Consider the following 14,607-nt stretch of genomic DNA (forward strand, 5'->3'; position numbering starts at 1 on the left):
TATGAGCAATTTAATTAAAGATCTAAGTGTAATTCGCAATAAAGAAAATAAATTTATTGAACGTCCAGAACTAATTAAAGGATATAGTAATAATGAAATTTTAGAAATCGAACAAAGGTATAATATCACTATTAGTGGACAACTAAAAGAGTGGTTGGTAACGCTAGGTAAAAACTCAGGAGGATTATTATTAGGTGGTAATATGACAATTTATAGATCAACTGCTAAGCCAACTAGCGAATATTTTGGCAAAAAAATGCAAGAGGCTTGGCAAAATGAAAAGGATTGTGCAGAGTTTTTACGGCTTATTAATCATATTAATTTAGTTGAGAAACAATTTTTATTACTTGCTGATGATGACCAGGTATACTTTTATTTTATGCTCACAGCTGATAAAGATGATTTAGTGTATCTATATTATGATGAAGAACCTGAAACTATAAAAATTCTTGGCACTGTTTTTGATTTTCTAAAAAGTTATCGTAAATACGAAGTTTGTTGTGTTACTGGAGAAGATGATGAAACTTATTATAAGCTAACTACAGGTCGATTATTATAGAGCCTTAATTATCACAACAGGATAAAAGTAATGTCACAAGACCTAAGTGTACCATTACCTAGACCGTTACTTGACAAAAATGATTTAGAGAAGATTTTGTATGATGGCTTTCAAGATTTTGGAAAAGAAATTCCACAAATAGATTTAACATTAAATAAGGGTGCAGATATTAATGGATATGTATGTTTATATTATATGAATACACAATTATTTTGTAATTACTTAATTTCTAGATTCGACGTATCAGTTACAGAGCATGAAAGCTATGAATATTTATGTATGTTAACCTGTAGAGGTAATTGGCTGTTAACTTATATGACAGCTTATTGTTTTATTAAAAAGTTTAATTCGTTCGCTATTGATGATAATGGTGCTATCCCTGATGATAAAGGGTGTCATAAATATACACTTGCTGAAATTAAGAAAGTTATTTTTGATTGCAATTTAGATACTCTACCAAGTACTAATAATAACTAGGTGAAATTGATTTAGCTAAAGAGTTTTCAAACACAAAAGTTAATATTTATCATGGAAGTACTGGAGAAAACCGCTAATGAATTATAGTTATATAGAAGAAGTCGCCCAAGGCAAATGGTATCGACCTCATCTGGTAAAAGGCTATAGTGAAGATGAAATCAAACAGATAGAAGCACTTTATAGCATTTGTATTCAAGGAGAGTTTAAACAGTTTATGCGCTGTATGGGACGCTCTTCGGGTGGGCTATTAGCAGAAGATAGTATAATGCTATATAACTTTCAGCCTACAATACATATGATTCTTTATAAATCCTATAATGATGAGCTTTTATATTCTAGTGGTTATGACTTTTCCTATAAAAACTCTTTTTTCTTTGCTTGTCTTTCAGAGACCCATCTATATTTTTTAAAAACAACTTCTGATAATCCTGATAGAGTCTATCATCATGTAGAAGGTTCAAAAGATATATCAGATACAGGTCAAAATTTTACTGAATTTTTAAAAGGGGTGGTGATAAATTTTGGTGATGATACCCCACAAGACTTGCAATACCGTTATACTGGAGAGCTATTACCACAATCAACCCATATTGGTGCAGAATATGTGGACGATTATCTAAACAAACAACAGGCTTATATTAATGAATTAATCAAAATTCATCCTAACCGCCACTATGATATCACCCAAATCAAAGGTTATAGCTTAAGTGAAATATCAGCATTTGAACATGTTTATAAAATTCAGATTACTGGACAGCTTAAAGACTTTATGCACTATATGGGGCGGTCATCTGGTGGGTTACTAAGTGATGATTTTATTTTTTATAATAAAATGAGTTTAATAGAAAAAGTATATTATATTGACAGCGTTTTAGAAAATAGATGGAGAGACCCAGATAATTATAATCAAGAGGATAAATATTTTATATTTATGACTTATAAACGAGATAATCACTTCTTTTTAGCGACCAATCGTAAAGATGCAGATATGGTGCATCATTATAATAGCTATGACCTAATTTTCGCCAAAACAGGTAAAACCTTTTTAGAGTTTATCAAAGAAGTGATTAAATATAGTTAGATGCTAGGACTAGCTTATAAAGTGGTGCAATCTGTCAACAAATAAATTGCTTGACTATAAAAAAGCAATTAATATGTTGCTTATCTTCTATTATATCCAGCCATATCATGACTTCAATACATACTCAACTAAAACAACAACGCACCACACTCGGACTCAAACAAAGTGATATGCTGATGCGTGTGGGTATCTCACGCCAACAGTATCAGCAAATAGAGTCTAAAGGTAATCCTCGCCTCAATACCTTAGAGCTTATCGCTAAAGGGTTAAATTGCCAACTTATGCTGATTCCCAAAGATAAACTTTTGCAAGTACAAGCCATTTTGGCAAAATTTACATCCAGACTTTAGGGTTTAAGAAAAAAATAGACCCAAATAGGTAAGATGATAAAATCATAAGGCATAAAATTTATGCTTTTTGAGCATATTGAATGTATAAATTTTATGCTTAGTCAGTGACCAAAATATGGTTTTGACTTTATAAATGCCATTAAAAACCCCATTAATGGCAATGAAAGCTATAGTCAGCAAAAATTGTCTATTTTCCAACTTTCTTGTTTTAATGGCATTTGTTTAAGTAACTCTCGTCGAGCTCTCCAATCCGGCATATAGCTATCTAAAAGTGCTTTAAATCTATCGTTATGTTGGCGCTCTTTAAAATGAATTAATTCATGCACAATGATATACTCTAAGCAAGGTAAGGGCTTTTTTGCGAGCTCAAGATTTAATAAAATACGCTTTTCTTCAATATTACAACTCCCCCATTTGGTTTTCATTTTTTGAATATGCCATGAGCCGCAGTCAGTGCCAGTAATTTGTGCCCATTTTTGTAATATATCAGGTACTTTGGCTTTTAGTCGCGAGCGATAATATTCATCTAACAGCTGAACCTTGCTGTTGGTGGAAGCGCTAGGAGTAACGGATAAAACCAATCTACCTCGATGTAGCTTAACCGATTGAGCAGATTTTAAATCAGTTGCTAACTCATTGACCAATAGCCGATAACGCCTGCCCCAAAGATAATGCGACTCACCTGTGACCATTTCACGCGCACTTTGACGTCGCTGTTTAGCAAACTTCGCTTGCTGACGTCTTATCCAAGGTATGCGATGGATTACCGCCATACGAATGGTAGTTTGTGTCATGGCATTAGGAGCGGATACTCTCACTTGTCCATCTGGCGGCATGACACTAATATGTAAGTTTTTTATATCTTTGCGTAGCAGATGAATGTCTAATTCACCAATTTTCAAAATCACTTATATTCCTGTTGTGCCTTCACCAGATTAATCAAGGTATCCATATCAACATCAACTTGATACTGAGAAACAGTCTCATGCACAGCATTTTTGACCTTACGCTCTTTGATTAGATGTCCTTGCCAGTCAGCCTGTTTGTTGAGTCGAATCGCTGCGTCTATCTTATCGGCTAACTCTTCATTTTGATCTAAATTATCATATAACGCACGCTTGGCAGGTGTATTGATAGTTTCAGGATAGTGGTTGCCTTGTGCCGTACCAGTGGGATGGATGACTTTGGTAGCAAGATTGCGAATTTGTTGTAAATACTCTGCGTATTCGATGGCTTTTTTGCGGCGTTGCTCGATGATTTCATCAAGCAAGACAGACATATACTCATAGTATTTGGGGTTGATTGGATTTTCATCAACGATGGTTTTGCGCACATTATTTTCAATGGTTTCTGCGACGTTTTCTGGGTTACTAGCAATGTCTTTAGGTATGGCTTTAATAAATGCATCTGTGCCTTCGTTGACAATTAACTCGATAAGACCTAACTCTTCAAAGTCCATGACGGTTTCACTGGGTGAAGCATAGATATAAGTATCTAGCATCCGGCGCATGGTGGGCTCATAGATTTTCATATCAACGTGATCAGCACTGATAAACTTGATGCTGTGACGGACAGCCTCAAAATGCTTGACATCCTCTTTAATGCGGGCTATTTCATCATCTTTATATCCCGCCTCGGTCATTTCATTGGCGATATTACTGTAGGCTCTGATAAGCTTTGAGACGCTTTTATAAAAAGTGAGTCGTAGCTGTTCTTTTTCTAGCTTTATGTCTTCAGACATGCCCTGACTCGGACAAAAGTAATGGGCATAATCTTCTGTGTTTCTAGGATATTTCACCGGTTCACACAGTCCGCGTACCATCTCTAAGGCATCATCGAGGTTTTGTTTGCCATGAGTTAAACGATCCTTTAGTAAGCCTTTTACATCTTCGTCATCATAGTTTGCAAACGCCCCTTGCGTATAGTTGGTAATGGTTGTTTGTAATGATTGGAATAAGTCTTGATAATCGACGATATACCCATATTCTTTATCTTCACCATCAAGGCGGTTCACCCGACAAATCGCCTGAAACAAGTTGTGATCCGCCATTTTTTTATCAATATACAGATAGGTGGCAGAAGGCGCATCAAAGCCGGTTAATAGCTTATCTACCACTATCAATAGCCGCATTTGCCCGGGTTCTTCTTTAAAGCGTTTTTTTACTGCTTTTTCAAATTCTGGCGCTTTTAAGCTGGCTTCTTTTTCACTGATGTCATAGTAGTCGGCAATCATTTTGCGGTAGGTGCGATATTTAAATAGCTTTTCGGTCATGCCTTCGCCCGTTTCTTCACCCTTGATGCTATCAGCGGTGGGTAAGTAGCTGGTGACAATGGCTACTTTTGATTTGAGAAACGATTTTTCAAAAGCCTCATAAGACTTGCAAGCTTGATAAATACTGCTACATACAAGCATCGCATTACCATGTCCTTCCATAAGCCTTGGCTTGATTTGCATATCCAGTAAAATATCGTTGACGATGCACTCTATACGAGACTGGCTAGAGAGCACTCGCTGCATAGTGCCCCATTTTTGTTTGAGTTGGGTTTTTGCAATGTTACTTAGATTTTTGGTATGAGCATCAAACCAGGCATCTACTTTTTTGGATGAGGTGAGCTGTTGATCAATATCGCGCGCTTCGTAGCGTAAGTCTAATACCACTCCGTCAGATACGGCTTCATCAAATTTATAAGTATGGATAAAAGGGCCAAATACTTCGATGGATTTCTTTTTATCCTTTTTAAGCAGCGGTGTGCCAGTAAAGCCTATAAACATGGCATCTGGCAGTAATGCCTTCATCGCACTGTGTAATTTGCCCGATTGTGTACGGTGGCACTCATCCACAAAGACATAAATATCACCCTTGGGGCTAAAGTCTGAGGGTAGATTTGCTTGAATCTCTTTAATAAAGGCATCTGTGTCTTTGGAGGTGTCGTCATCATCGGTATGATTGCCAAACTTATGAATTAAAGAACACAATAGCCAAGGGTTTGATTGATTGAGATGTTTAATGAGATCCGCGCCACTTTTGGTACGATAGATCTCTTCATTGACACCAAAAAATACTTTTTCGATTTGCTCATCTAGCTCGGTACGGTCGGTAATAATGAGCACGCGGCTATTAGTGATGTTCTCTCGTATCCATTTGGCAAGCCAGACCATGGTTAAGCTTTTGCCAGAGCCTTGAGTGTGCCAAATGATGCCATCTTTATGTGCTTTCAGATTTTGCTTCGCCGCTTGCAAACCAAAAAATTGATTGTGACGACAGGTTTTTTTGACCCCAGCATCAAATACAATAAAGTTATGAATAATATCTAATAATCGGGGTTTATTACACAGATTATATACATCAAAATCCAGCTTTTTATCGGTAAAATTGGCATCTGCCAAAGTGAGATGAGTGGGGACGCTGATATCTGATTGAGGTGTATGATTGGGATTGGCTTCTTTCCATTCTAGGTAGTATTTTTCGGGTGTTTCGATGGTGCCATAGCGCAGTCCTTGACTGTCATTGCCTGCCATTACTAGCTGAATGGTACTAAAAAAGTTACGGATAAATTCTTTGCTTTGATTATCAAGGTTTTGGCGGATGCCTTCGGATACGTTAATGGTGGAGCGTTTTAATTCAATCACCCCAAGCGCAATGCCATTGACATAGATAACGATGTCCGGTCGTTTTTTATGCTCACCGGCGATGGATACTTCTTCTGCGATGGCAAAATCATTGGCTTCTGGGTTATCCCAATCAATGAGGTTAATGGTTTCATAATGCTCGCCAGCGCCTTCTTTTTCTTTTATGCCATAGCGCAGTAGTCCATATACCTCTTTGTTGGCATCGTACAGCTTAATGCCACTACCAAGTGCGGCGGCTTTTTGTAGGCTATGAATGGCACGGCGTCTTAAGGTGGGACTGACGTTACGGCTGGCAAGCCACTGCTCTAATATGTCGGTTTCAATATTACGGTTATTTGCTCTGTCTTTAAAGTCCCCAAGATAGCGATATCCGAGCGTATCAACAAAAAATTGTATGATACGATTTTGGGTGAGTCTTTCAATATCGTTGACGTTACTCATATTCCATTGTTTCCTCTGTCTCTATAGCTTTCCCCATTGCTTTAGTGATAAGACCAATTAATTGCTCTCGTCTGTTAATAATAAAGTCTTCAAAATTATCAGCACGCAATAACGATGGAGATAGGGAATGGGTAGCTAATAATAAATCCATTTCTTCATCACTTAAACTTACTTGTTTTTCATTTTGAATTTTTTGTAAATATATAGAAGGTGCATCACCGCCTATTTTACGGTTGGCTTTATAAGAGATGCTGGTCTTATTCAAGATACAATTATAGACTTTGCTATCTAAGTTACGTTCATCACACCATTTACGAGGGAATATATGATGAATATCGAGGGCAAGCTCTTGCTGTGCATCCAACTCTTGAATCGTTGCATTCCAGAACCAATCTTTCGCGCCTTCTCGTAATATTAAAATATTGATGGCTTTATAAGCTGCACTATTACGAGAGTATAGACTATAAAGTCGCTCGGGTTGGAAGAAGGCATCGATGACAGTACGAGGTATCTTGCTATCATCATCAAACCATTCTAGCAACTCCTCAAAATCATTGGCGATACGCGTTTCAACTGCTCCACCATACAGCTCACCTAGGACACCACACCAAAACCATCGGGCTAATTTTTCATAAATTTTTGGTTCTAGCCAGCGATTATCTAGTTTGGACATAACAGCGGCCAAAGGAATAATTTGGGTGCGATAAGGCAGTTCACTACGTGCATAAAAAAACTCTTTTCGCAAAAATTGTGCTGCTTGTTTAAATCCTTGTTCGATGTTATCAGCATATTGCAACCAAGCAGAAAGTGGTAGCTTTAGCATATCGGTACGTTTTGCACTTACTGGGCGAATTTGCTTACCAGATTTACCCGCTGCGATATCTTTTTTTCGTAAGTCATAGGTATATAAAATAGTCACTGCTTGCAGTACTTCTGTTGCTTCTGTGCCCTGTAACAGAGGGTTTGCTGTTATACGATCTTTACGCGAGTTTACATCACGAGTATCTGAGCCAAGCCAGTCGTCTCGTAAGTTATAACCTTCGGCTGCATAGCTGGCAGTAATTAATTCAAACACTGACAACTGTACGCCACCTGTATTTACTTTTTCAAAAACCAAACAAACTGCTTCTTTGGAAGATTCTTTTTTTAATTCAATGACAGGCAGTTGATAAGTAGTAAAAGGCTGCACAACTTTACTGATAAATTGAGTAAAAACTGATAAATCATTAGGATCTGTGTGATTTTTGCTTAACTCAATGAGCCATTCATTAGAGTTGAACAATTGATCACAAGGAAACATCATATACTCACATTCTTTTTCTACACTGGATAAATCTAGCTCAATATCACGACCAAAATTACTTTTAATTTGTTTATTTTCATCTACAGCAATGATAGCATCTTCAATATATTCTTCTGATTCAATGGCTTTGCGTATATCAAAATAGTAATGACGTTGTATGGCTTTGCCTTTATTTGTACGCGTTTGAACGGGCGTAGTTAGCCCTATGGCTTGTGTTAATGTGGTTAGGCGCTGTTGTCCATCTAGGATGAGTTTTTGGGGTTCAATATTGGGCTCTATTATTTTTTCCACCCCTTCAACAGGACGTGTTTGAAATTTCACTTCACCACCCGTTTCTAAAAGCATCACTGCACCAACTGGAAAAGAGCGTGCAATACTGACTAACAAGTCTTTGATATGATCATCATCCCATACCCAACCACGCTGGAAATCTGGTAATTGTACTTTGCCTGATTTTATATTTTTTAGTAGCTCGCCTAATAATATTTTGGTGGAGTCAAAGTTTGTCATTTTAAATAATTCCATAAGTATTGATATAACTGATAATAATAATCAGGTAATTTAGTTGGCGTCGCTAGTTTTTGGATTAATCAAACGCACCCGACCTGTAAGCAATTGCTGCATCATACCTTGTTTAATGTTATAAGTTTTATCAAGTCTATCTTGTAATGCCTGAATTTCTGCATCCATATCAGAGAGAATGGTGGCGATGGCGGTTTGTTCATTAGGATTACTAGGTAAACTAACCTTTAAGTAATGAAATTCACTTATCCAATGACGCTTGTGATCGCCAACCTCAAAATTAATACTAGAAAGTAATAAATATAGTAATTTTATTGGTATACAAGCCTGTTTAGGCTTTAGAATCTTTATTGCAGAAGATTTAACTTTAAATTTAAAATCTACAAACTGAGTAGCAGTTGTAAAGTCATCAAATATAATTACTGGGGTGTTGGTATAAATACCATCTATTTCTTCTGTATATCCTAAAATAAAAGATTTTCCAGCTGTTAAAATAGGTGTGGTACCACTTTCATGAAATATATTATCTTTAATAATATACTTTGTAGGTTGTTCATATGAGAGTAGATGACCTAACTCTACAGCATCCCAATCCTCAGGAATCAATCCTAGTTCAGTCTTTTTATAGCCTTTAGGGCTACCATCTTTACGAATAGCAAATTGTGGCAAGCGGGTTTTACCAGTGAGTAGCTGTTGCATGGTACCCATTTTAATGGCTTGTTTTTTAGCAATTAGTTTTTTAAGAGAAGTAATTAATTCATCAATATCTGATAGGGCAGTAGCGATGGCGGTTTGTTCGGATTCAGAGGGTTTAAGCACTATAAGCCTACGAAGCACTTGCATTCCTACAGATGAGCGAGTTGAGCCACTCATGATTTGTCTAAATTGACTATTTACATAATCAGACTTTAAGAAATGTACAAGGTATTCACGCTGAATATTGTTAGGCTTTATCAAACCTAGTGTGGGAGAAATGGTGATGTCTTTTTGTAATTTATTAAATTTAACTACTTTACCAATGGATGCTACGCGACCTAGACCTATTAATCCATCTTTAAAATCATAGCGTTGAGCATGTTCATGTAGAACATATTTACCAACTCTTCTAACTTCACCTTTTATAGTCTCCCCTTTTTCGTCTAGATCACCAATACCTAAAAATGGGATACCATTCTTTAATTCAGGTGGTGCTCTATGGCTTGGGTGTGGGTCGATAACATCTGCAACTGTTTCGAGTTTATACTGTTTCCAATCATCAGGAACATAACCAAAGTCAGTTAGAACAAAGTTTTGATTCTTTTTCTTTATTACCATTACGCCACTCCCATTGCTTTTAGGTGCGCTTGTACCTTTTGGCTTAATGCCTCCACCTCATCCACAATTTGTGGCAGCGGCTCAGCATAACGTTCATCAAGCAGCTTAATACGGTTGGCAAGCTGAGCGGTGATGCGCTCTATCTCAGCTTCAATACGGGCTTGTAGGGTGGCATGCCATTTATCACTGACCAATAACGTCTTAATATCCTCAATGCTCAAAGTATGGTAGACATTGACGGCAGTTTCATCGGATGCTCTAGCCTTTAAAATAGAGTCCTGATAAAGCATAACATCATCCAATGATTTAACCTTTAAAATAGCGTCCTGATTGCAATCAACATCCTTTGATTCCTCTTCCTCCGTCTCAGGCTTAGGCTTAGGCTTAGGCTTAGGGAGTAGAATAAAGTAGTGTTTCAATACTGCTTCGTCTAATGCTTCTTGTGCCTCTTTTAGCAATTTTTTAGCAGTTGCTTCTGCATCAAAGTATGTCAATAACTGCTTTAACGCGGCGATTTCTTCGCTATCATCGGTTTGTTTTAAACGCGCATTGACACTGCTTTTATTAAATGTTCCCTTATCATTGCTTGCCTCAGCCAGCAAGCCTTCTTCATCGCCATGCTCTTCTATATAATCCGCAATGGCGCTAGAAGCAGTATCTAATTCAGCTTGTAGCGCATCAATATGTGATTGCTCATCGCTATAAAAGTGGTTAATAATTAATGCAGGTGATATCAGCTCAGCCTTATACTTTGTTTTTTTGATAGTAATATCAGGTGTTTCTTTAAGCTTTTCACCTTTATCAACCACCAGCGTACGTATCTGTGCACCCACTTGCCAACCTTCTTGAGTAATGGCATAAATATCGTCTTGCATGGTCTCGGCCCAGTAGTCCATCAAAATTTGATAAATATCATATTTATCTAGCAAAGGTACATCAGCATAGCGCGCCAGCAAGTCTTCACTAATACGATGGATGATGGCTTTGGGTCGCTCATCTTGTTGAATACTGGTAAGGTCGATAGATTGCCACCAGTCGTTAAAGGGCTTGAGGCTTTGCTCGGCAAACGCTACAAACTCAGGGTGCGATAGAATGGTGGCTTTGACTTCACTGGCAGGTACTAAGCATTTTTTATAACCTTTGTGAGCATTGTCCATATCTGCAAACAGGCTGGCACGTAGGTTTGGTAGTACCTGCCAATAGTTTTGTAGTGCATCAATATCAGTAATAGGGATACCGCCATGTAAATGAGCGGTTAAATCATGCTGATCTTCATCAATACTGGTATCAATGTAACGCGGGATATTTAAGTTATGGTCATTTTCAATGATTTCATCTAGGCTCACCATGCGGCTATAACCATCAAGCGGCTGCTGGTGGTTAAACACATCGACGATTTTATGAATGTCTTGGCTACGTAGGCGGTTTTTATTGCCATCTTTCATAAAGCCACGACTGGCATCGATCATAAATAGCCCAGACTCGCCACGAGCTCGGCTAGCGGCCGTGTTTTTGTCAATGACAATAATACAAGCAGGAATACCCGTACCATAAAATAGGTTGGCAGGCAGTCCGATGATGCCTTTGATATAACCTTGCTTAATTAGGTTTCGGCGGATACTAGCTTCTGCATTGCCTCTAAACAGTACACCATGCGGTAAAATCACCGCAGCGACACCAGTGCTTTTTAGACTTTTGATGATATGTAGTAAGAAAGCATAATCACCATTTTTTTCAGGGGGCGTGCCCCACGTAAAGCGATCAAATATATCCGCTTCTGGTTTTAAGCCACTGGTCCAATTTTTATTGCTAAATGGCGGATTGGCAACAACAAAATCAAATGTCTTGAGTGTATTACCTTCTGCAAACTGTGGTGAAGCTAGAGTATTGCCACGACGAATGTCGCTACCTGTGGCACCGTGCAAAATCATATTCATTTTTGATAAGGCTGTGGTGGCAAAATCTATTTCTTGACCAAATATACTCAGACCACGCGGTGCTTCATCACTGACTTTGAGCAGTAGCGAGCCTGAGCCGCAAGTGGGATCATATACAGTCGCATCTTGCGGTGTGTTGTCATCGACGCCGATAATTTGCGCCAAAATCCGCGATACTTCAGATGGGGTGTAAAATTGACCTTTTGACTTGCCAGACTCGGTAGCAAAGTGACGCATTAAGTATTCATAAGCGTCACCAAGTAGATCATCACCATCAGCACGATTGCCTGATAAATCTAAACCCTCAAAAACTCCGATAAGTTTAGTTAAGCGGTCCGTCAGCTCTTTGCCTTTACCCAGCTTTTCTTCATCATTAAAGTCGGCAACGTCAATAACACCCATTAAATCATTTGCTTCTGCCAGTTTGGCAATGATTTTATCAAGCTCTTCACCAATGTTTTTATTCCCCTTTAGGGCGATCATGTCATCAAAGCTGCCACCATCAGGTACTACAATCTCACCATAAGAACTGTCTTTATATACATCAGAGACGTATTTCATAAATAGCATGGTTAATACGTAGTCTTTATATTGGCTGGCGTCCATACCGCCACGTAATTCATCACAACTTGCCCAAAGGGTTGAATAAATCTCGTTTTTTTTAAGTGCCATAGGGTGTCATCTTATATTTACAAGTGAATGTTATTTATAGGATATTGATTAAATAATAGCAGCATATCGGTTGAGATATACGCTGTTAGTAAATCAAAGCAGTGTTTAAATGTTGCGGTCTGGTTATAACCATTACCATTTGATAATTATGATGCAAGCGGTTAGATTTTGATAGTAATCGGCGACATTATTTGTCGCTTACTGTTGTGCAATCATGCTAACACGCTGATAAATAGGCAATAATAAGCTAAAACTACTGAGTAGGTAAATCAAAAGTTAAATTTTATGCACTGACAAAATATCAAGCCCTAAATAGCCTACAAAAGCAATTAATATTCAGCAAATAAAGTCTAAAGGTCATCCTCGCCTTAATACCTTAGAGCTTATCGCTGAAGGGTTAAATTGCCAACTTATGCTGATTTATAAAGACAAACTTTTGCCAGTACAAGCCATTTTGACAAAATTTACCTCCAGACTTTAAGATGTAAGAAAAGATAAACCAAGTTACTCCTCAATAGCTAAGTATTCAGATAAATAAATCCCCCAATTTTGACGAGTCATTTTAAATTTATCCTTTCTACTCTCTAAAGTAGTATCCGCTTCCATTTGACCCCAAGCGGCTAAACTAAGCTTCAATAACTCTTGTTCTGTGTCTGATGACTGTGCGATGAAGTTCTTGTAAAAATTATGCTCAGTATTAATCTCTATAATTGTAAACCCTTCACTAGAGGTCACATTAAAAAACTGTTCATGAGGCAAAAAAGTATCCACAAATTTAACGCGCAAATCATTATTCATGGCTTCATCGACAAGGCTAGGTATCTGCTCTGAAGCAATGGTGCCTTTTATCGCAAGTTCATTGAAACTCTCTTCTACCGTCTCTCTTGTAGGCTTTGGTGGTTGTTCATAACCAAGCTTTTCAGTACTTTTTTCTTGACGTTCAGTAGCTCTGATATTAATAGGATCAATTACCCTATTTTGTGAGCTGTCTGTTATACCTGTTCCCTGTAAATTTAAGTTTTTTACTTTTTCAAATGCACACGTAAAATAACTATTAATGAAATTAAGACATTTTATAAGCTGGGTATCCTCTGATGTGGTATTGTTATCTTTTAATAATTCAACAGCTTCATCTTTAGTATCTACACCTAGCCTTCTAAGAACATCTGCATCACTCATCTCAACAGGCTTTATTTTATTAGCAGATTGTTTATTATTAGTCACACCAAAAAACTCATCAAGAATGGGATCAAATTCGATTTCAACGCCGATCCAACGATCTCTACGTTTGTCATCAAATAACTTATAGTTTTCGATAAGATCTAATTCACGACCAGCACGCATGATTGATAGACCAATATTATTTTTTAAACTTTTACCTATCGTTGTAGAGCCAACGTATGAAGTGGTAGTTTTTCTTAATGAGGCTAATAGGTCTTCTGAAACTATGGATGAGCGAATCGTTACTGTGCCAATATTTCCATTATCTAATACAACTTCAATACTTTTTTCATCGACGAGTGTAAAGGCAGGTTTATCGATTAAGTCTACTGGGTAGTCTTTGATTTTCTTTAAAGTGGTATTTTTTATTAATTGCAACGGGTCATTGGCAATAAATGGAATATCATCAACTTTTTCATAATCCGCTCCAAATAAGGTACTTTCGGGCAAAATATATGACTTAAAAATAACCCGTACTGAACCTGTACTTATCATCCGACGATACATCCTACCAATAATATCTTCAGTATTCCTAAGTAAAGCTGTGGATGTTTTCCAATGAAGTCTGTCTAGATTATCCCAAACCACAGCAGTACCCGAAGCTGGTATAACACCTTCAAATACACTAGCAATCTCTTTTGGTAAGGCAGTTTGTATAGGGATAGGTATATATTCTTGCTTATGATGTTTGATTTGATCAATATCTAAAACGGTAAAGTAAGGCTGTTGACCATCTTGCCAGCTATATACGGTTGTATGTTTACATTGTGAAATACTTGAATTGGGCAAACCCATACCAAACTTACCCATTCCTTTAATATCTTTTCGATTTTCAGATGCCCCAAACTCCAAAGCAGCGTGTAGCAGCTCTGGTGACATACCTGAACCATTGTCTATAATCGCTATTTTATCTATTTGATTGCGTCCTGCCGTTTCTTTTTCAAAAACAGCTAAGTAAACATCCGTTGCTTCTGCTTGAATGCTATTATCAATGAGTTCTGCAAGTGCATAAGCTGTATTCTTATAGCCATTGTCTCTCATTGATTCAATAACAACCGAAGGGCTAATAAATAATTTTTCATTATCATGTATCATACTA

10 protein-coding genes are annotated in these 14,607 nt (G+C 37.5%); 4 read left to right on the forward strand and 6 right to left on the reverse strand.

Annotation, left to right across the window (positions count from 1 at the left end; all coding sequences use genetic code 11):
• The first annotated feature begins 1 nt into the window (after position 1).
• From FHK89_RS05050 to FHK89_RS05065, 4 genes are all read left to right on the forward strand, one after another.
• Entirely contained in the window at positions 2-559 is a 558-nt protein-coding gene (locus tag FHK89_RS05050; protein ID WP_230657510.1) for a hypothetical protein, read from the forward strand.
• Between the two features lie 30 nt (positions 560-589).
• Positions 590-1,036 carry a hypothetical protein gene (locus tag FHK89_RS05055; protein WP_230657513.1) on the forward strand — a complete coding sequence of 149 codons (447 nt, stop codon included), beginning with the start codon at positions 590-592 and terminating at the stop codon, positions 1,034-1,036.
• Positions 1,037-1,112: 76 nt separating this feature from the next.
• Complete coding sequence (locus FHK89_RS05060; protein ID WP_230657519.1) at positions 1,113-2,117, forward strand: SMI1/KNR4 family protein; 1,005 nt, start codon at positions 1,113-1,115, stop codon at positions 2,115-2,117.
• 107 nt (positions 2,118-2,224) lie between these two features.
• Entirely contained in the window at positions 2,225-2,467 is a 243-nt protein-coding gene (locus FHK89_RS05065; RefSeq protein ID WP_230657523.1) for a helix-turn-helix domain-containing protein, read from the forward strand.
• Between the two features lie 173 nt (positions 2,468-2,640).
• Here FHK89_RS05065 and FHK89_RS05070 read toward each other — a convergent pair whose 3' ends face one another.
• The 6 genes from FHK89_RS05070 to FHK89_RS05095 all read right to left on the reverse strand — a co-directional run bounded on the left by FHK89_RS05070 (position 2,641) and on the right by FHK89_RS05095 (position 14,603).
• Positions 2,641-3,375: a M48 family metallopeptidase gene (locus FHK89_RS05070; RefSeq protein WP_230657526.1), complete on the reverse strand. Its 735-nt coding sequence runs from the start codon at positions 3,373-3,375 to the stop codon at positions 2,641-2,643.
• Positions 3,372-6,539: a type I restriction endonuclease subunit R gene (locus tag FHK89_RS05075; RefSeq protein ID WP_230657529.1), complete on the reverse strand. Its 3,168-nt coding sequence runs from the start codon at positions 6,537-6,539 to the stop codon at positions 3,372-3,374. Before FHK89_RS05075 ends, FHK89_RS05070 begins: the two co-directional genes overlap by 4 nt.
• The gene (locus tag FHK89_RS05080; RefSeq protein WP_230657531.1) at positions 6,532-8,352 is read right to left on the reverse strand and encodes a GmrSD restriction endonuclease domain-containing protein; all 1,821 of its coding nucleotides are present in this window, start codon (positions 8,350-8,352) and stop codon (positions 6,532-6,534) included. The genes FHK89_RS05075 and FHK89_RS05080 overlap by 8 nt, the downstream gene beginning before the upstream one ends.
• A 51-nt stretch (positions 8,353-8,403) precedes the next feature.
• The gene (locus FHK89_RS05085) at positions 8,404-9,678 is read right to left on the reverse strand and encodes a restriction endonuclease subunit S (protein ID WP_230657535.1); all 1,275 of its coding nucleotides are present in this window, start codon (positions 9,676-9,678) and stop codon (positions 8,404-8,406) included.
• The gene (locus FHK89_RS05090; RefSeq protein WP_230657538.1) at positions 9,678-12,287 is read right to left on the reverse strand and encodes a type I restriction-modification system subunit M; all 2,610 of its coding nucleotides are present in this window, start codon (positions 12,285-12,287) and stop codon (positions 9,678-9,680) included. The genes FHK89_RS05085 and FHK89_RS05090 overlap by 1 nt, the downstream gene beginning before the upstream one ends.
• Positions 12,288-12,791: 504 nt before the next feature.
• Complete coding sequence (locus FHK89_RS05095) at positions 12,792-14,603, reverse strand: ATP-binding protein (protein WP_230657541.1); 1,812 nt, start codon at positions 14,601-14,603, stop codon at positions 12,792-12,794.
• Between the last annotated feature and the right edge of the window lie 4 nt (positions 14,604-14,607).

The organism is Psychrobacter sp. I-STPA10 (assembly GCF_021012795.1).
Lineage (GTDB): Bacteria > Pseudomonadota > Gammaproteobacteria > Pseudomonadales > Moraxellaceae > Psychrobacter.

What these genes read in the sequence shown, in the direction of transcription:
- FHK89_RS05080 (WP_230657531.1), bottom strand. Translation starts at nt 8,352, where the DNA reads ATGACAAACTTTGACTCCACCAAAATATTATTAGGCGAGCTACTAAAA.
- FHK89_RS05055 (WP_230657513.1), top strand. Translation starts at nt 590, where the DNA reads ATGTCACAAGACCTAAGTGTACCATTACCTAGACCGTTACTTGACAAA.
- FHK89_RS05050 (WP_230657510.1), top strand. Translation starts at nt 2, where the DNA reads ATGAGCAATTTAATTAAAGATCTAAGTGTAATTCGCAATAAAGAAAAT.
- FHK89_RS05090 (WP_230657538.1), bottom strand. Translation starts at nt 12,287, where the DNA reads ATGGCACTTAAAAAAAACGAGATTTATTCAACCCTTTGGGCAAGTTGT.
- FHK89_RS05095 (WP_230657541.1), bottom strand. Translation starts at nt 14,603, where the DNA reads ATGATACATGATAATGAAAAATTATTTATTAGCCCTTCGGTTGTTATT.
- FHK89_RS05065 (WP_230657523.1), top strand. Translation starts at nt 2,225, where the DNA reads ATGACTTCAATACATACTCAACTAAAACAACAACGCACCACACTCGGA.
- FHK89_RS05085 (WP_230657535.1), bottom strand. Translation starts at nt 9,678, where the DNA reads ATGGTAATAAAGAAAAAGAATCAAAACTTTGTTCTAACTGACTTTGGT.
- FHK89_RS05075 (WP_230657529.1), bottom strand. Translation starts at nt 6,539, where the DNA reads ATGAGTAACGTCAACGATATTGAAAGACTCACCCAAAATCGTATCATA.
- FHK89_RS05060 (WP_230657519.1), top strand. Translation starts at nt 1,113, where the DNA reads ATGAATTATAGTTATATAGAAGAAGTCGCCCAAGGCAAATGGTATCGA.